The following is an 18,251-nucleotide window of genomic DNA, read 5'->3' on the forward strand; positions in this document are numbered from 1 at the left end:
GCCGACGGCCCAGCACTTTTGCGAAGACTGCAAAATGGTGGTCGTGGACGGCGACGTGGAACGGATCATCGACGACATCGGCCCCAGACTGCGCAGGCTGCGCAACGACCGCGGCCTCACCTTGGAGTGCCTGTCGGCCGAGACCGGGATCTCGGTCAGTGCGCTGTCCCGGCTCGAGTCCGGCAAGCGCCGACCCACTCTCGACCTGCTGATTCCGCTCGCCCGCGCACATCGCGTCGCGATCGAACAGCTGATCGCCGCGCCCGCCACGGGAGATCCCCGTGTCCACTTCACCCCGATCCGCAAACGCCGCGGCACCACCCTGGTGCCGCTGACGCAGTTCCCTGGCCGCGTCCAGGTGTTCAAGGAGGTGCTCGCCCCGCGCGAGCCGAACCTGGTGACTCACGCCGGCTACGAGTGGCTGTACGTCCTGGCGGGCGAACTGCGTCTCATCCTCGGTGACCGCGAATTCCTGCTTCGCCCAGGCGAAGTCGCGGAGTTCGACACCACTGAGCCGCACTGGTTCGGCCCCGCGGACGAGAAAGCAGTCGAGATCCTGCACCTGTTCGGACCGCGGGGCGAACAAGCCGTCGTCCGCGCGCGATCATCACCCGAACCCAGCCCGGAGGCCGAAGTCCACCGCGTCGAGCGCACGCGGTGAGCTGGCGTGGGCACGCGCGAATCGGTGCCCGCTGTCAGGACACCGGGTCGGGGTAGAACAGCTCGCGCGCCCGGCGCGCCACCTCGGCAGGCGGGACGTCCTCGATCTTGGTGCACACGGCCCACCGGTGCCCGAACGGATCGAGGAACACCCCGTGCCGGTCCCCGGAGAAAGTGTCGGCGACCGGTGTCACCAGGGTCGCCCCGGCGTCGACCGCCCGGGCGACGAACGCGTCCGCGTCCTCCACGTAGACGACCAGCGAGGAGTGCACCCAGCCGGGTTCGGGCGCCTTGAGTCCGAAGTCGGGCATCTCGTCCGACAACTGCAACATCGAATCGCCGATCCGGATCTCGGCGTGCATGACGGACCCGTCGGGCGCGTCCATGCGATCGACGACGACGGCACCGAGACCGTCGGCGTAGAAGGCGAGCGCCGCGGCGCCGTCCGGGACCGCCAGGTACGGCGTGAGGGTCCGGTATCCGTCGGGAACGGGGTTCACTGTGGTCATGGCGTCCAGTGTCGGGTGCGAGGCGGCACCGCGGATTGAACGGATCGGACACGCGCCTACCCTGGACCACGTGATCGACCGGATACTCGAACTGCTCGGCGGCCGGCGCGTGTGCGTGCTGACCGGCGCCGGAATCTCCACCGACTCGGGCATCCCCGACTATCGCGGCCCCGACTCGCCGCCCCGCAACCCGATGACCTATCAGCAGTTCGTCGGCGACGTCGCGTTCCGCCGGCACTACTGGGCGCGGAACCATCTCGGCTGGCGCTACATGGACGCCGCCCGCCCCAACGGCGGGCACCGCGCCCTGGCCCGGCTCGAACGCGCCGGCGTCGTGCACGGGGTGATCACCCAGAATGTCGACCTGCTGCACACCAAGGCGGGCAGTCGGCACGTCATCGACCTGCACGGCAGCTACGCCCAGGTGCGCTGCCTCGACTGCGGGCACCGCATCTCGCGGATGACACTCGCCGAGCGCCTCGACGCGGCGAACCCCGGATTCGCGGACACCGTCGCGGCGGCCACCGGTGTCGAGATCGCTCCGGACGCCGACGCCGTCGTCGAGAGCACCGACCACTTCCGCATGGTCGACTGCGACCGGTGCCGCGGCATGCTCAAACCCGACATCGTGTACTTCGGCGAGAGCGTGCCGAAGCCGCGGGTCGCGGCGGCGTTCGAGATGGTCGCCGGCGCCGACGCGCTGCTGGTCGTCGGCTCCTCGCTCACCGTGATGTCCGGCCTGCGGTTCGTCCGCCGCGCCGCCCGCGACGGGATGCCGATCGTCATCGTCAACCGGGGCACCACCCGCGGCGACGAGTTCGCCGCGATCAAGGCCGAGCTGGGCAGTTCCGAGTTCCTCCGGGAACTCGCCGCCGCCCTGCCCGCCTGACCGCGACTACAGCGGAACCAGATCGTCCGCGTGGACGACGGGGCGCTGCATGTCCACCGGCAGCTCGGTCGTCGAGTGGCCGAGCATGTCCTCGATCTCCGTCGAGTCGTACGCGACCACACCGCGGGCCACGGGGCGCTCGTCCGGTCCGACGAGGGAGATCACGTCGCCGCCGTAGAAGCGGCCGGCCACCGCGGTGATCCCGGCCGGCAGCAGCGAGCGCCGCCGCTCCACCACCGCCCGCACCGCGCCGGCGTCGAGATGGATCGCGCCCTGCGTGTCCGCCGCGTGCCGGACCCAGAACTTGCGAGCCGACATCCGGTGCGGCCGAGCGGCGAAGACGGTGCCGACATCGGCCGTCGTGAGCGCCGTCGCCGCGTCCGATGCGGCCGCCAGCAAGACCGGCACACCCGAGTCGGCCGCCAGCCGCGCCGCCGACAGCTTGGACGCCATGCCGCCGGTGCCGAGTGCTCCCCCCGACCCGGCGACCACACCGTCCAGGTCCTCGGGGCTGTTCACCTCGGGAATCAGTGTGGCGCCGCCCTTTCGGGGGTCACCGTCGTAGAGACCGTCGACGTCGGAGAGCAGGACCAGGGCGTCGGCGCCGACGAGGTGCGCGACGAGCGCCGCGAGCCGGTCGTTGTCGCCGAACCGCAGTTCCGTCGTTGCCACGGTGTCGTTCTCGTTGACGATCGCCACCGCGTGCAGTGCACGCAACCGGTCGAGGGTGCGCTGCGCGTTGCGGTGCTGGGTGCGCCGCGCGATGTCGTCGGCCGTGAGCAGCACCTGGCCGACGGTGCGGCCGTACCGCGCGAAGGACGTTCCCCACGAGTGCGCCAGCGCCAACTGGCCGACACTCGCGGCCGCCTGCTTGGTCGCGAGATCCCTTGGGCGATGGGTCAATCCGAGCGGAGCCAACCCCGCACCGACGGCGCCCGACGACACCACGACGACGTCCGACCCGGCCCGCATCCGCGCCTCGAGGGCGTCGGCGAGCAGGTTCAACCGTCCGACGTCGAGTCCACCGATCAGGCTCGTCAACGCCGAGGATCCGATCTTGACGACGATGCTGCGTGCGGACGCGATGGCCGCTCTGGTCTCGCTCACTTGTTTTCGGGATCCTCGCTCTCGAGTCCGCGACGCACCCGGCGGGCGTGCTTACGTTCGGCCGCGCCGATGCGCTCGTCCTGGTCGAGGCGGGCGTCGGTGCCACGCCCGGTGCGGACGATGTCGACACCGGCCACGGTCTGCGGCTCCCACTCGAATCCGACGTCGCCGATCGTGACGAACGCTCCGGGCTCGGCGCCCTGCTTGACGAGTTCGTCCTCCACGCCGAGACGGGCGAGGCGGTCCGCGAGGTAGCCGACAGCCTCGTCGTTGTCGAACGCCGTCTGCCGCACCCAGCGCTCCGGCTGGACGCCGCGCACGATGAAACCACCCGGGTTGTCCGGGTCGGCGATGACACTGAAGCCGGTCTCCTGCGCCGCGATCGGGCGGATGACCTGACGCTTCGGCGCCGCCGGCGGGTGCGCCTCCCGGTACTCGGCGACCATCTTGGCGAGCGCGAAGGTCATGGGGCGCAGTCCGTCCCGGCTCACCGCGGAAATCGTGAACACCGGCCAGCCGCGCGCCTCGAAGTCCGGCGTCACCATCTCGGCGAGCTCCGCCGCCTCGGGGACGTCGGCCTTGTTGAGGATCACGATGCGCGGGCGGTCCGCGAGATCTCCGAGTCCGGCGTCGCCCTTGAGGGCGGGCTGGTAGGCCGCCAACTCCGCCTCGAGCGCGTCGACGTCGGAGATCGGGTCCCGTCCCGGCTCGAGGGTGGCGCAGTCGACGACGTGCGCCAGCACCGCGCAGCGCTCCAGGTGGCGCAGGAAGTCCAGGCCGAGGCCCCGACCCTCGCTGGCGCCCGGGATGAGTCCCGGCACGTCGGCGACGGTGAACGTGGTGTCACCGCTCGACACGACGCCCAGGTTGGGCTGCAGGGTCGTGAACGGGTAGTCGCCGATCTTCGGCTTCGCGGCCGACAGCACCGACACGAGCGACGACTTGCCGGCGGAGGGGAAGCCGACCAGACCGACGTCGGCGACGGACTTCAGTTCGAGGATCAGGTCGCCCGCCTCGCCCTCCTCGCCGAGCAGCGCGAAGCCCGGGGCCTTGCGCGCCTTGGACGCGAGCGACGCGTTCCCCAGCCCACCGCGGCCACCGCGGGCCGCCACGAACCGGGTGCCGATCCCGATGAGGTCCGCCAGGACCTCACCCTGCTTGTCGACGACGACGGTGCCGTCCGGCACCTTCAGGATCAGGTCGGAGCCGTTGGCGCCTTCCCGGTTGCCGCCCATCCCCTGCGTGCCGTTGGTCGCCTTGGCCCGCGGATGGAAGTGGAAGTCGAGGAGGGTGTGGACGTTGCCGTCCACCTCGAGCACGACATCCCCACCGCGCCCTCCGTTGCCGCCGTCCGGGCCGCCGAGCGGCTTGAACTTCTCGCGGTGGACAGAGGCGCAACCATTGCCGCCCTTACCGGCGCTGACGTGCAGCACCACGCGGTCAATGAATCGGGACATGACTGCCGGATCCTTCCTCAGTCAATACTTCTGGGCTACTTCTGGATTCACAGTGTGACGCAGTAGACGCACTGTGGCTGAAACAACAGTAGGGGCGGGCAGGGTTGTGAGACCCTGGCCCGCCCCTACTGGGAGATCGGAACGGAATCGAACTCGTCACCGCACGGATGCGATGGGAACCCGAACCGTAGGTGGCAGCAGACCTAGGCCTCTGCCGCGACCGGAACGATGTTCACGGTCTTGCGCCCGCGCTTGGTGCCGAACTCGACGGCGCCCGCAGCGAGAGCGAACAGGGTGTCGTCACCGCCACGACCGACGTTGACGCCGGGGTGGAAGTGGGTGCCGCGCTGACGCACGAGGATCTCGCCGGCGCTGACGGACTGGCCGCCGAAGCGCTTCACGCCGAGTCGCTGTGCGTTTGAATCGCGACCGTTACGGGAGCTGGATGCACCCTTCTTATGTGCCATGTCGAATCCCTCCCAGGAATCGGTGAAAGCTGAATCGGTGAAAGGTCGAGCTACTTGATGCCGGTGACCTTGAGGACCGTCAGCTTCTGACGGTGACCCTGGCGCTTGTGGTAGCCGGTCTTGTTCTTGAACTTGTGGATCCGGATCTTCGGGCCCTTGGTGTGCTCGACGACCTCACCGGTCACGGAGATCTTCGCCAGCTTGTCGGCGTCGGTGGTCAGCTCGGACCCATCGACCACGAGGACCGGGGCAAGCGAGACAGCGGTGCCGGGCTCACCCTCGATCTTCTCGACCTTGACGAGGTCACCAACAGCGACCTTGTACTGCTTTCCGCCGGTCTTGACGATCGCGTACGTTGCCATCGGACGGCTACCCCTTGCTACTTCGAACGTGCTCGCGCCGCTGCCGTGAGGCTTTTCAGTGCTGCGCGACTGGTCTGGTGTGGCGGCTACCCCGTGCGCGCCCGTAAGGCCCGAATAGGGCGCAGCAGAGCGGTATCGCCGGGTAGCGACCGGTCAAGATTACGGGAAAGCAACCGCCAGGGTCAAACTGGCGCGTCACCCGATCCCGGTGTGGTGGCTCGCCGCCCCGCAACGCGTGCGGGGCGGCGAGCCACCACGAGATCCGTCAGGCCTCGGCGTCCACCGGCGGGCCGGCGGGACGTGCAGCGGCACGGCGCCGACGCGGTCGACGCGCGACCTGCACCTCGCCGTCCCCGGCCGCGTCCGACGCGGCAGGGGCCGCGGACGCCGCCGCCGGTTCGGCTGCGGGCTCCGGTGCGGGTTCCGGTGCCGGCTCCGACGTCGGGACCACGAACACCGTGCCCGCCTCGGGCGCCTCGCCAGCCGGTGCTGCCGCTGCCCGCGACACCCGCCGGCTGCGGCGCCTGGCCCGCGGCGCCGCGGGAGCCTCGGGCTCCTGCTCGGCCTTCTCCGACTCCGCCTGCTCGGGCTCGACCGCGGCCGCCTCCGCCTTCGCGGGCGGGGCTGCCGGGGACTCGACCTCGAGCTGCTCGACCGGTGCGTCGCCGGCCTCGGCCTCGTCCGGGTGGTGCGATGCCATCGCGAGCGCCACCGGGTGCGCCCGCTTCACGGTCGCGTCGGCGGCCGCCTCCTCCGGCGACGGGTGAGCGTGCTGCCCGTTCGCCGCCGGCTCCTGCGCTGCCGCCGCCGCGCGGTCGCGGCCCCGCTTCTTGCGGCCGCCCGACTCCTTGGCCTGACCGCGGCTCTCGTCCCCGGACTTCACCTCGATCGGCTCGGTGTGGACGATGATGCCCCGACCGTGGCAGTGCTCACACGTGGTGGAGAACGCCTCGACCAGACCGGTGCCGAGCTTCTTGCGCGTCATCTGGACCAGGCCCAGCGACGTGACCTCGGACACCTGGTGGCGAGTACGGTCCCGGCCGAGCGACTCGGTCAGGCGCCGCAGCACCAGATCGCGGTTGGACTCGAGGACCATGTCGATGAAGTCGACGACGATCATGCCGCCGATGTCGCGCAGGCGCATCTGCCGCACGATCTCCTCGGCCGCCTCGAGGTTGTTCCGCGTGACGGTCTCCTCGAGGTTGCCCCCCGAGCCCGTGAACTTGCCGGTGTTGACGTCGATGACGGTCATCGCCTCGGTGCGATCGATCACCAGCGTGCCGCCGGACGGCAGCCACACCTTGCGGTCGAGCGCCTTCGCCAACTGCTCGTCGATGCGGTGCGTCTCGAACACGTCCGGCGTGCCCGGCTCGGGATCGTGCCGCTCGACGCGCGGCAGCAGGTCCGGTGCCACGGTCTTGATGTACGACTCGACCGTGCTCCAGGCCTTCTCGCCCTCGATGACGAGCTTCGAGAAGTCCTCGTTGAACAGGTCCCGCACGACCTTGACCAGCAGGTCGGGCTCCTCGTACAGCGCCTGCGGCGAACCGGACTTGCCGTCCTTCGCCTTCGCGGCCTGCTCCTCGATGGTCGACCACTGGCTCTGCAGCCGGGTGACGTCCCGCGAGAGTTCCTCCTCGCTGACGCCCTCGGACGCCGTCCGGATGATCACACCGGCGTCGGCCGGCACGATCTCGCGGAGGATCTCCTTGAGACGCTTGCGCTCGGTGTCGGGCAGCTTGCGGCTGATGCCGGTGGACGTGCCACCGGGCACGTACACCAGGAACCGACCGGCGAGGCTGATCTGCGTGGTCAGGCGGGCACCCTTGTGACCGACCGGATCCTTGCTGACCTGCACCAGCACCTGGTCGCCCGGCCGGAGCGCCTGCTCGATCTTGCGTTCCCGGCCGCCGAGCCCGGCGGCCTCCCAGTTGACCTCACCGGCGTAGAGCACGCCGTTGCGGCCGCGTCCGATGTCGATGAACGCCGCCTCCATGCTGGGCAGCACGTTCTGCACGCGGCCGAGGTAGACGTTGCCGACCATCGACGACGACGACGAACCCGTCACGAAATGCTCGACCAGGACGCCGTCCTCGAGGACCGCAACCTGGGTCGACGCCGCCGGGGTGGACCCGCCGACCTTCTCCCGCACGACCATCACCCGGTCGACCGCTTCACGGCGGGCCAGGAACTCCGACTCGCTCAGGATCGGCGGGCGACGACGGCCGGCGTCACGGCCGTCGCGGCGACGCTGACGCTTCGCCTCGAGGCGCGTGGAACCGCTGATGCCCTGCACCTCGTCCTTGGCGCGGGCCTTGTTCCGCGGCTCGCGCTCGTGCACGACGGTGTTCGGCGGATCGTCCTCCGCCGTGACGTCACCCTCGGCACCGCCCTTGCGGCGGCGGCGGCGACGGCGGCGACGGCTGGTGCCGTCGGCGGCTTCCTCGTCGTCGCCGGCCTCGGCGCCCTCACTGGTCTCGGCGGCCTCGCCGGATTCGGCGGTCTCGTCCGCGGACGGCTTCGACTCGGTCGCAGCTTCGCCCTCGCCGGCGGCCTTCTCCTCGGTCTCGTCCGATTCCGTGCTCTCGGCCGCCTGCTCGCCACGGCCACGGCCACGGCCACGGCGGCCACGACGTCGCCGACGCTGCTGATCGCCGCCCTCGGCCTCGGTGGTCTCCGCGCTCTCGGCCGACTCGGCCGACTCCGCCGCCTCGGCGGTCTCGGTGGGAGCAGTCGCCTCGGAAGGCGCGCTGGTCGTCTCCTCGGTCGACGCTTCCTGCTCGTCAGTCACGTCGGGGGCCGCGGCCGCTCGCCGGCTGCGCCGACGACGCGGAGCCGTCTCCGCGACCACGGTCTCGGGCTGGAGGAACAGCGGCGCCTGCACGGTCGGCGACGCGGCCGCGGCCTGCTCCTGCTCCTTCTCGTTCTCCGCACCCAGCTCGGCGGCGGTGAACAGCCCGGCTCCGGTCGCGCCACCCTCGGCGGCGGCCGGGGTCGGCTCGGGCTCGGTGACGGTCTCCGGCTCGACGGCCGCCTCGGCCTTCGCCTTGGGCGCGGCCTTCTTGCGGGCACGCTTGCGGGGCGCCGGCTTCTCCGGTTCCTCCTCGGCGGCGGCCTGCTCGACCACCGGTTCGGTCACCGGGGTCTCGGCTACCTGGGTCTCGGCTGCCTGGGACTCGGCGGCCGGGGTCACCGGTTCCGGGGTCGGTTCGGCGGCACCGGACATCGTCGCGTGGATGCGCTCGGCGATGTCACGCTGCAGGCTGGACTGCGCGCTGCGCAGCTCGGTGCCCAGCGCCGCGGCCTCGGCGAGGACCTGCTTGCTGGTGACGCCGAGCAGCTTCGCCAACGCGTGGACGCGAATCTTCTCGGGAAGTACCGGGGTGGTACTCGGCTCGGCCGTCGCTTCCGCGATCGGTTCTTGAACAGTTTCGGGCGGCGCTTGATCGGCCACGTATTCTCCTCGAGCCCCCGGGCGCGTCCATCCGTCTGGAGATCGGATGTGACGCGGCCGCGCGGGGGCGATGGTTGTGTACTCGCACCGGGGTACGAGATTGTCTGGTCTCGCTCCACGTGCTTCGCAGTGTCCGTTATCACTTCGAAATCGCGCGGTGCCTGGCAGGATGGCGGCGATCCACGGCGCTGGCGCCTGACCGTTCACGACGTGAGCGCCTGATCATCCAGCGTGCAACACGTGGCAGGGATTACCTGCGCCGGTGAAGCAGCGATGACGGGCTTCGCACCGTGGTGTCATCCGATCGAATCCGCGTGGAGCAAAATTGCGGTCCGACCGACTCAAGTATCCCACACCTACGCCCGGTATCCCCCCATCGGCGCACCGGTAGGTGATGAAACAAAAGGACGCTCCCCGGGCACGAGGCCCGGGAAGCGTCCGGAGTCGAGGGGCTCAGGCCCGAGCGAGCTGGGGAAACCAGAGCGCGATCTCGCGCTCGGCGGACTCGACGGAGTCGGATCCGTGCACGAGATTCTGCCCGCCGTCCAGTGCCAGGTCCGCACGAATCGTGCCGGGGACCGCCTTCTCGACCGGGTCGGTGCCACCGGCGATCTGCCGGAACGCCGCGATGGCACGCGGCCCTTCCAGGACGGCGGCCACGAGCGGACCGGAGGTGATGAACTCGAGCAGTCCCGGGTAGAACGGCTTGCCTTCGTGCTCGGCGTAGTGCGTCGCGGCGACGTCGTTCGACGCGGTCCGCAGCTCCATCGCCGCGATGGTCAGACCCTTGCGTTCGATACGGGAGAGGATCTCGCCGACGTAGCCGCGGGCCACGCCGTCGGGCTTGATCAGTACCAGGGTGCGCTCGTTCACGGAAACAGCGTAGACGGTCAGTCTCGTTGCCCAGGAAGCAGACCCTGCTCGATCCGGCGGGCGATGTCCTTGCGGAGGTACAGGATGTACAGCCACACCGCACCGAAGAGCAGACCGATGACGCCGAGCGCCGTGTCCACGAAGAACCCGAGGATCGTGAACACCTGCAGCGTCAGGTTGAACTTCATCGCCCACGGCCGCCCCTGCATGCCGGAGCCGAGGATCATCAGCAGCGCGAGCACGACGATGTAGGTGCCGGAGAACCACGTCAGGCCAGAGGTGTTGACGACGGCCACCACCGGCAGCGCCAGCAGCACCACGATTGCCTCGAGGACCAGGGTTCCCGCCATCACACCGCGGAAGCCCTTCCACGGATCGTTCGCCGGCGGGCGGAACCCGGACTCGGGGTTCTCGGGGGTTTCCGGGGTCTCGCTCACGCGGGGTCCTTTCCGAACAGGGATCGGGCGACGCCCGCGGTCACGACCGAACCGGTGACCACGACACCCGCTCCCGATACTGCCTCGCCGGGCTCGGCGACTTCCTCCGCCAGCCCGATCGCGGTCTCGAGTGCGTCGGCCAGCGTGGGGGCGACGACGACTCGTTCGTCGCCGAACCGGGCCACCGCGCGATTCGCCAGGTCCTCGACGTCCATCGCCCGCGGCGATCCGTTGTGGGTGACGACCAGTTCGTCGAAGACCGGTTCGAGGGCGTCGAGAATGCCCTCGACGTCCTTGTCGCCCATGACGCTGACGACACCGACGAGCTTACGGAAGTCGAACTCCGCGGACAGCGCCGCGGCGAGGGCCTTCGCCCCGTGCGGGTTGTGCGCGGCGTCGAGGAACACCGTCGGCGCGCTGCGGACCCGCTCGAGGCGTCCCGGGTTGACCACCGACGCGAAACCGGCGCGGATCGCGTCGGCCTCGAGCTGGCGATCGGGTCCGGCCCCGAAGAACGCCTCCACCGCGGCCAGGGCGAGCGAGGCGTTGCGCGCCTGGTGCTCGCCGTGCAGCGGCAGGAAAATGTCGTCGTACACGCCACCGAGGCCCTGCAGCTCGAGCTGCTGGCCACCGATCGCGATCTGGCGGCGCAGCACCTTGAACTCGGCTCCCTCGCGGGCGACGGCCGCGTCGACCTCGACGGCCCGCCGCAGCAGCACGTCCATCACCTCGGGCGCCTGCTCGGCGATGATCGCGACGGTGTCGATCGGGGCGACGCCCTCGATCCCGCTGTCGCGGCCCTTCTTGATGATTCCGGCCTTCTCCCCCGCGATCGACGCGAGGTCGGGGCCCAGGTAGTCGACGTGGTCGAGCCCGATCGGGGTGATCACCGCGACCTGTGCGTCGATGACGTTGGTCGCGTCCCACTTGCCGCCGAGTCCGGTCTCGACGACGGCGACGTCGACGGGCGCCTCCGCGAACGCGGCGTACGCCATCGCGGTCGTCACCTCGAACTTGCTCATCGCGGGACCGCCGGCGGCCTCGGACTGCTGGTCGATCATCCGGATGTACGGCTCGATCTCGCGGTAGGTGTCGATGTACGTGCGCACCGGGATCGGCTTCCCGTCGATGCTGATTCGCTCCGTCGCCAGCTGCAGGTGCGGACTCGTGGTCCGCCCCGTCCGGCGATGGAGCTGGGTGAGCAGGGCGTCGATCATCCGCGTCACCGACGTCTTGCCGTTGGTGCCGGCGACGTGGATGGCCGGGTAGCTGTGCTGCGGCGAACCGAGCAGATCCATCAGCGCGGAGATCCGGGTCAGCGACGGCTCGATCTTGGTCTCGGGCCAGCGCTGATCCAGCTCCGCCTCGACGAGTGCGAGTTCGGCGAGATCGACCGGGTCGGGTCCGCCCGGGCGTTCGGTGGTCACGCTCCGCCCAGCTCCTTCAGACGTGCGGTCATGCGGGCGATCTCCTCCTGCGCCACCTGCCGGCGGGTGCGGATCTTGTCGACGACCGCGTCGGGGGCCTTCGCGAGGAACGCCTCGTTGGACAGCTTGGCGGTGGTACCCGCCAGCTCCTTCTCGGCGACCGCGAGATCCTTCTCGAGACGCTTCTTCTCGGCACCCAGGTCGACCGTGCCCGACGTGTCCAGTTCGACGGTGACGGTGGCCTTGCTCAGGCGCACCTCGACCGACGCGGTGGCGGCGAACGTCTCGGACGGCTCGGTGAGCTTCGCGAGCGACGCCACCGACGGCAGCTGGGACTCGATGTCGGCCTCGGCGGCACCGGACAGGCGAGCGGCCACCTTCTGCGACGGCTTGAGGCCCTGGTCGCTGCGGAAGCGACGGACCTCGGTCACCAGGCGCTGCATGTCCTCGACGCGCTGCGCCGCAACGGCATCCGTCGCGACGCCGGTTCCGGCGGGCCACTGCGCGATCACGACGGACTCGCCGCCGGTGAGCACCTTCCACAGCGTCTCGGTGACGAACGGGATGACCGGGTGCAGCATCCGCAGCAGGGTGTCGAGCACGTTGCCGAGCACTGCCTTGGTGCCGTCGGCGTAGGCGGAGCCGTCGGCCAGCTGCACCTTGGCGAGCTCGAGGTACCAGTCACAGACCTCGTCCCACGCGAAGTGGTAGAGCGCCTCGCAGGCCTTGGAGAACTCGAACTTCTCGAATGCCTCGTCGACCTCGGTGCGGACCTGTTCGAGCCGGTCGAGGATCCAGCGGTCGGCGTCGGTGAGCGCGTCACGGGCCGGCAGATCCGCCACGACCGCACCGTTCATCAGCGCGAACTTGGTGGCGTTGAACAGCTTGTTCGCGAAGTTCCGCGACGACTGCGCGTGGTCCTCGCCGACCGCGAGGTCGCTGCCCGGGTTGGCGCCGCGGGCGAGCGTGAAGCGCAGCGCGTCGGCACCGAAGCGGTCCACCCAGTCGAGCGGGTCGATGCCGTTGCCGCGCGACTTCGACATCTTCTTGCCGTACTGGTCGCGCACCAGCCCGTGCAGGAACAGGTCCGTGAACGGGACCTTGCCGCCGCCGACCGCGTCGTCGCCGGCGACGTAGGTGCCGAACATCATCATCCGGGCCACCCAGAAGAACAGGATGTCGTAGCCCGTGACGAGAACGCTTGTCGGATAGAACTTCTCAATCTCGGGGGTCTTCTCGGGCCAGCCCATCGTGGAGAACGGCCACAGACCCGACGAGAACCACGTGTCGAGGACGTCGGGGTCCTGCTCCCAGCCCTCGGGGGCGGTCTCGTCCGGACCGAAGCACTGCACCTCACCGTTCGGGCCGTACCAGATGGGGATCCGGTGGCCCCACCACAGCTGACGCGAGATGCACCAGTCGTGCATGTTGTCGACCCATGCGAACCAACGCGGCTCCTGGCTGGCCGGGTGAATGACGGTGTCGCCGTTGCGGACCGCGTCACCGGCGGCCTTCGCCAGCTCGTCGACCTTGACCCACCACTGCATCGACAGCCGCGGCTCGATGGTCTCGCCGGAGCGCTCGGAGTGGCCGACGCTGTGCAGGTACGGGCGCTTCTCGGCGACGACGCGGCCCTGCTCGGCGAGCGCCTCACGCACCTTGACGCGGGCCTCGAACCGGTCCATGCCGTCGAACTGCGTTCCGGTGTCGGCGATCTTGCCGGTCTTGTCCATGATGGTGGGCATCGGCAGGTTGTGCCGCAGGCCCATCTCGAAGTCGTTGGGGTCGTGCGCGGGCGTGATCTTCACGGCGCCGGTGCCGAACGCGGGGTCGACGTAGTCGTCGGCGATGATCGGGATCTGCCGGCCCGTGAACGGGTGCTCAAGCGTGGTGCCGATCAGGTGCTGGTAGCGCTCGTCCTCTGGGTGGACGGCGACGGCGGTGTCACCGAGCATCGTCTCGACGCGGGTGGTCGCGACGATTACGTGCGGCTCGTCGTCGTTGAGCGAGCCGTAACGCAGCGAGACGAGCTCGCCCTCGACCTCCTCGAACTTGACCTCGATGTCGGAGATCGCGGTCTGCAGCACCGGCGACCAGTTGACCAGGCGCTCGGCGCGGTAGATCAGGCCGTCGTCGTAGAGGCGCTTGAAGATCGTCTGGACGGCGCGCGAGAGGCCCTCGTCCATCGTGAACCGGTCCCGGCTCCAGTCGACGCCGTCGCCGATGCGGCGCATCTGGCCCTGGATCATGCCGCCGGACTCGCGCTTCCAGTCCCAGACCTTCTCGATGAAGGCCTCGCGGCCGAAGTCTTCCTTCTTCTTGCCGTCCGCGGCGAGCTGCTTCTCGACGATGGTCTGCGTCGCGATGCCGGCGTGGTCCATGCCGGGCAGCCACAGCACCTCGAAGCCCTGCATCCGCTTGCGGCGGCACAGCGCGTCCATCAGGGTGTGGTCGAGCGCGTGGCCCATGTGCAGCGAACCGGTCACGTTCGGCGGCGGCAGGACGATCGAGTAGCCGGGCTTGTCGCTCGACGGATCGGCGGTGAAGTAACCGGCGTCCACCCAGCCCTGATACAACTCGGCCTCTACCGCGCTGGGGTCCCAGCTCTTGGGAAGGGCGTCTGCGGGGTTCTGGGGAGTCTCTGGCGCACTGGTCACCCCCCAATCGTAATCAGTGGCGGCGAATCGCCCGGACCCGGCTCGGAAGACCTCTCCCCGCCCCGCGTCCCCCGTGCCTCCCCCTCGCGTTTTGCGCACTTGTCGCGTGTTTTCGGGCACGGAAAGCGCGACAAGTGCGCAAAACGCGGGGAAGGCGGGGAGGTGTCAGCCGAGGACGTCGGGCATCGGGACGTCCTGCTCGAGGACGTGCTCGGCGAGGAACGACTCGACCACCTGGTACCAGACCTTGGCGTGCTGCGGGCTGAGCACCCAGTGGTTCTCGTCGGGGAAGTACAGGAACCGGTGATCGGTCTTCCCCTCGGCGTCGGCGGGCAGACCCGACTCCGACAGCAACTCGTACCACAGGCGCAGGCCCTCGCCGATCGGCACGCGGTAGTCCTTGTCGCCGTGGATCACCAGCATCGGGGTGACGATGTCGGCGACGTACAGGTGCGGCGAGTTCTCGAACGCCATCTCGGGGGTCATCTCGCGCGCCCAGTACCAGGCCGCGTCGGTGGTCGGGGCGAACTGGTCGAGCGCCCACAGGCTCGCGTGCGTGACGATCGCCCGGAAGCGGTCGGTGTGCCCGGCGATCCAGTTGGCCATGTACCCGCCGAAGGATCCGCCCATCGCGGCGGTGCGCTTCGCGTCGATCTCGGGCAGCGCCACCGCCGCGTCGGTGATCGCCATCAGGTCGGTGTAGGGCGCCTTGCCCCACTGGCCCCAGCCGCGCTGGACGAAGTCCTGGCCGTAGCCGGTGGACAGGGCCGGGTCGGGCAGCAGCACCGCGTACCCCTTGGCGACCAACAGCCACGGGTTCCACCGCCACGACCACGTGTTCCACGAGTTGAGGGGTCCGCCGTGCACCCACAGCACGAGCGGCGCCGGGGCGTCGGCGGACGCGGACTCCGGCAGCGCCAGCCACGCCCGCAGCGGCGTACCGTCGGCGGCCTGCCCGACGACCTCGGTGAGCCGGCCCGGCAGCTGCGGCGACTCGGACGGTGCGCGCAGTGCGGTGACCGCACCGGCGTCGACGCCGGTGAGCGCGATCCGCACCGGTCGTGGCGGCTGCGCGTACGACGCCTGCAGCGCGTAGACCGTCGCGCCGTCCGGCGCGACCCGCAGGTCGGTGTACGCGGCATCGTCGGTGGTGAGCGCAACAGGCCGGTCCCCGGCCAGGTTTCCGCGCAGCACGAAGACCGGCCCGCGGCCGTGATCGTCCGCCGCGAGCAGCAGTCCGTCGCCGGCGGGCAGCCACGCGACGGCGGTGGGCCAGCGATCCCAGCCGGGCGCGAGATCCTCGATCGCCCCGGTCTCGAAGATGTAGCGGTGCAGCGTGATTCGGGGAGCATGCTCGGGGTCGCCGTACGCCTCGCGCAGGTACACGACGCTCGTGCCGTCCGGCGCGATCGCGGGACGCATCAGATCGGCGGCGTCGTCGTCGACGAGCACGGCGCGCTCCCCGGTCGCGATGTCGATGCGCGCCAGGATCGTTCGGCGGGCGCCGAGGACACCGGGCACCACCCACGTGGTGACGACGAACGATCCGTCCGCCGCGAGGTCGTAGTCGGCGTCCCGCAGCGCGACGCCCGGCGCCGGCGTCAGGTCGTCGAGCGCGATCTCGCCGTCGACGTCGGTGCCGCCGGCCAGCAGGTGCGGGACGTCGGGTCCGAGGTCGTGATCCCAGTGCCGCACCGGGTATCCGGTGTGCAGGATCGCCTTCACCTTCTTGTCCCTGCGTTCGCCGCGGATCCGCTCGTCGTCCTCGGCGGTGCCGGACGCGCCCAGCACGCCCGTGGCGACGACCAGACGTGGCGCCGACCGCGCGGCCCGCACGCCCGAGATCCCCCCGCCGCGCACGGACACCCGAGCCGCCTCACCGCCGTCCGCCGGCAGCCGCCACAGCGCGTTCGGGGCATCGTCCGACTCGTCCGGAGCGGGGCGCGACGCGGTGAACAGCACGTCGCCGGTGTCGGTGAACGCGGCCCCGGACTCGCCCTTCGTCCCCCACGTCAACCGCCGCGACGGCCGCTCACCGGTCGGGTCCAGCTCCCACACCGCCGACACGTACTTGGTGCCGGCGTCGTCGAGTGTCGCCTGCGTGACGATCAGTCGGGTGCCGTCGGGCGACAACTCGAGCCCGGACAGCCGCGGCAGCGCCAGGTAGTGGTCGAGTTCGTGGAACGGCGTGGCGGGGGTCTGCTGGCTCGAGGTCACCCCTGATTGGTACCACGCGGTCACCCGGCATGACCGGCGTCACGTACCGGACGAGAGTGCGCTCAGCGCGGGGTGCGCCACATCTGCCACAGCGTCGGGCCGCCGTTCGGAAGGGCGACCTCGCCGGTGACCTCGAATCCGAACCGCTCGTAGTACGGGATGTTCGCCTGCTTGCTCGATTCGAGGTACGCGGGTGCCCCCTCCGCGTCGCAGCGCGAGAGCCGCGAGTTCAACAGCGCCTTGCCGTATCCGCCGCCGCGCCCCGCGGCGGATATCCCGATCGTCGCCAGGTACCAGTGCGGCTCGGTCGGATGCACGGATTCGAGGGCATGCTCGACCTCGGCGCCCACCCGCATCTGCCGGCCCAGCGCGAACGCGAACACCGGCATGCTCAGGTACGAGCTCAGCGTCGACTGCTTCCACCGCCCCGGCGGATCCCACATCGCCCCGCCGACGATGACGCCCGCGTCGGACTCCGCCAACTCCGCCCCGCCACCGGCGAGGTGGTGGTACCGGATCTCGGCGGCGAACATCTTCGCGAGACCCGCGGGCCGCTTCGCGGCGTCCGGCAGGATCCAGCTCATCACCGGGTCGTCGTCGAAGGCCTCCGCGAGCGCGCGCGACAGCGCAGGGACGTCCGATCGGGTCACTGGCCGCACGACAACACCCATGCCGCGAGACTACCGACCGATCAGGTCAGAAGGGGCGCGATGCGCGGCGGGATCTGCTGCAGCGCGTACGGCAGGCTCAGCACCGTGCTCCACGTCATGGCCTCTGCGGCCTCGTCCTCGAGGATGATCGTGCGACCGTCCTTGACGACGTCGAGCGTCTGGTAGACGGGGGTCTTGTCGAGTTCGGCCCGCAGCTTGTCGCCGAAGCCGCCGCCGGCGTACCAGACGAGCAGGTCGACGTCCGCGAGCGAGAGCTGTTCGGTGCTGATCTCGGCGAAGTTGGTCTTCCGAAGCTGGTCGGCGACAGGAGGATTCACGAAGCCGAGATCGGTGAAGAACCGCACCTTGGGGTCGTCGGGGCCGTAGACGCCGAACTGGCCGGGACCCTTGAGCGCGCCCACCAGCACCGTCTTGCCGGCGAACACCGGATTGGCCGCCGCGGTGCCGGCGAACTGCTTCTCGAGGTCCGACACCAGTTCGGCGGCCTTGTCCTGTCGGCCGAGCGCCTCACCGAGGATTTTCGTCTGGTCCTGCCAGCGCACGCCGTAGTCGGCGACACCGGCGGGCTGCGCGACGGTCGGGGCGAGCGCCGCGAGCTTGTCGTACTGGCTCTGGGTCAGGCCCGAGTAGGTGCCGACGATCAGGTCGGGGCCCGCGGTGGCCACCTTCTCGACGTCGATGCCCGTGCTCGCGCTGCCGACTATCGCGGGCTGCGCGCCGCCCAGCAGATCCTGCGCCCACGGCCACACCGCATTCGGGTAGTTGCCGTACCAGTCGAAGACGCCGACCGGAACCGCGCCGAGCGCGAGCAGGGCGTCCTGGTCGTTGTATCCGACGCTCACGACCCGCTGCGGGTCGGCGGGCACGGTGGTCTGTCCGTACTTGTGCGCGATCGTCGCACCGTCCGCCCCGGAACCGCCGGAGCCCGAGTCGCTGCTGCATGCGGCCGCGAAGGCCAGCAGCGCACCCGCGCTGCCGATCAGGAACCCGCGGCGCGAGAATTCACCGGCTCGCGACTGGAGATCACCCATCGTCAGGACCCTTCGTTCGTGGTGACGTCGGAC

The 18,251-nt window shown here is 70.2% G+C and carries 15 protein-coding genes; 2 read left to right on the plus strand and 13 right to left on the minus strand.

Features of this window, described 5'->3' with window-relative positions:
• The first annotated feature begins 34 nt into the window (after positions 1 to 34).
• Positions 35 to 661 carry a helix-turn-helix domain-containing protein gene (locus EGT67_RS00905; protein ID WP_127914168.1) on the plus strand — a complete coding sequence of 209 codons (627 nt, stop codon included), beginning with the start codon at positions 35 to 37 and terminating at the stop codon, positions 659 to 661.
• Positions 662 to 695: 34 nt separating this feature from the next.
• On the opposite strand, the gene EGT67_RS00910 is transcribed toward EGT67_RS00905, so the two are convergent.
• Positions 696 to 1,169: a VOC family protein gene (locus EGT67_RS00910; protein WP_127914169.1), complete on the minus strand. Its 474-nt coding sequence runs from the start codon at positions 1,167 to 1,169 to the stop codon at positions 696 to 698.
• Positions 1,170 to 1,239: 70 nt separating this feature from the next.
• On the opposite strand from EGT67_RS00910, the gene EGT67_RS00915 reads away from it, so the two are divergent.
• Entirely contained in the window at positions 1,240 to 2,058 is an 819-nt protein-coding gene (locus tag EGT67_RS00915) for an NAD-dependent protein deacetylase (RefSeq protein ID WP_206612250.1), read from the plus strand.
• Positions 2,059 to 2,064: 6 nt separating this feature from the next.
• Here EGT67_RS00915 and proB read toward each other — a convergent pair whose 3' ends face one another.
• The 12 genes from proB to EGT67_RS00975 all read right to left on the minus strand — a co-directional run bounded on the left by proB (position 2,065) and on the right by EGT67_RS00975 (position 18,218).
• Entirely contained in the window at positions 2,065 to 3,165 is a 1,101-nt protein-coding gene (gene proB / locus EGT67_RS00920) for a glutamate 5-kinase (protein ID WP_127914171.1), read from the minus strand.
• Positions 3,162 to 4,622: a GTPase ObgE gene (gene obgE, locus EGT67_RS00925; protein ID WP_127914172.1), complete on the minus strand. Its 1,461-nt coding sequence runs from the start codon at positions 4,620 to 4,622 to the stop codon at positions 3,162 to 3,164. The genes proB and obgE overlap by 4 nt, the downstream gene beginning before the upstream one ends.
• A 203-nt stretch (positions 4,623 to 4,825) precedes the next feature.
• The gene (rpmA, locus tag EGT67_RS00930) at positions 4,826 to 5,089 is read right to left on the minus strand and encodes a 50S ribosomal protein L27 (RefSeq protein ID WP_013416501.1); all 264 of its coding nucleotides are present in this window, start codon (positions 5,087 to 5,089) and stop codon (positions 4,826 to 4,828) included.
• 50 nt (positions 5,090 to 5,139) lie between these two features.
• On the minus strand, positions 5,140 to 5,451 hold the full coding sequence (gene rplU, locus EGT67_RS00935; protein WP_005512259.1) for a 50S ribosomal protein L21: 312 nt from the start codon (positions 5,449 to 5,451) through the stop codon (positions 5,140 to 5,142).
• Positions 5,452 to 5,716: 265 nt separating this feature from the next.
• On the minus strand, positions 5,717 to 8,905 hold the full coding sequence (locus EGT67_RS00940; RefSeq protein ID WP_127914173.1) for a translation initiation factor IF-2 N-terminal domain-containing protein: 3,189 nt from the start codon (positions 8,903 to 8,905) through the stop codon (positions 5,717 to 5,719).
• Positions 8,906 to 9,358: 453 nt separating this feature from the next.
• Positions 9,359 to 9,778 (minus strand): nucleoside-diphosphate kinase, encoded by a 420-nt coding sequence (gene ndk / locus EGT67_RS00945; protein ID WP_127914174.1) that lies wholly within the window; start codon positions 9,776 to 9,778, stop codon positions 9,359 to 9,361.
• A gap of 17 nt (positions 9,779 to 9,795) precedes the next feature.
• A complete protein-coding gene (locus EGT67_RS00950) occupies positions 9,796 to 10,215 on the minus strand; it encodes a DUF4233 domain-containing protein (protein ID WP_127914175.1) in 420 nt (139 codons plus the stop codon).
• Entirely contained in the window at positions 10,212 to 11,642 is a 1,431-nt protein-coding gene (folC, locus tag EGT67_RS00955; RefSeq protein ID WP_127914176.1) for a bifunctional tetrahydrofolate synthase/dihydrofolate synthase, read from the minus strand. The genes EGT67_RS00950 and folC overlap by 4 nt, the downstream gene beginning before the upstream one ends.
• Positions 11,639 to 14,299, minus strand: a complete 2,661-nt coding sequence (locus EGT67_RS00960) for a valine--tRNA ligase (protein WP_127914177.1) — start codon at positions 14,297 to 14,299, stop codon at positions 11,639 to 11,641. Before EGT67_RS00960 ends, folC begins: the two co-directional genes overlap by 4 nt.
• 165 nt (positions 14,300 to 14,464) lie before the next feature.
• A complete protein-coding gene (locus EGT67_RS00965; RefSeq protein ID WP_127914178.1) occupies positions 14,465 to 16,516 on the minus strand; it encodes a S9 family peptidase in 2,052 nt (683 codons plus the stop codon).
• 62 nt (positions 16,517 to 16,578) lie between these two features.
• On the minus strand, positions 16,579 to 17,187 hold the full coding sequence (locus EGT67_RS00970; protein WP_127914179.1) for a GNAT family N-acetyltransferase: 609 nt from the start codon (positions 17,185 to 17,187) through the stop codon (positions 16,579 to 16,581).
• Positions 17,188 to 17,207: 20 nt separating this feature from the next.
• A complete protein-coding gene (locus EGT67_RS00975) occupies positions 17,208 to 18,218 on the minus strand; it encodes an iron-siderophore ABC transporter substrate-binding protein (RefSeq protein WP_127914180.1) in 1,011 nt (336 codons plus the stop codon).
• Positions 18,219 to 18,251 lie beyond the last annotated feature (33 nt).

This window comes from Prescottella agglutinans, from assembly GCF_004011865.1.
GTDB classification, from domain to species: domain Bacteria; phylum Actinomycetota; class Actinomycetes; order Mycobacteriales; family Mycobacteriaceae; genus Prescottella; species Prescottella agglutinans.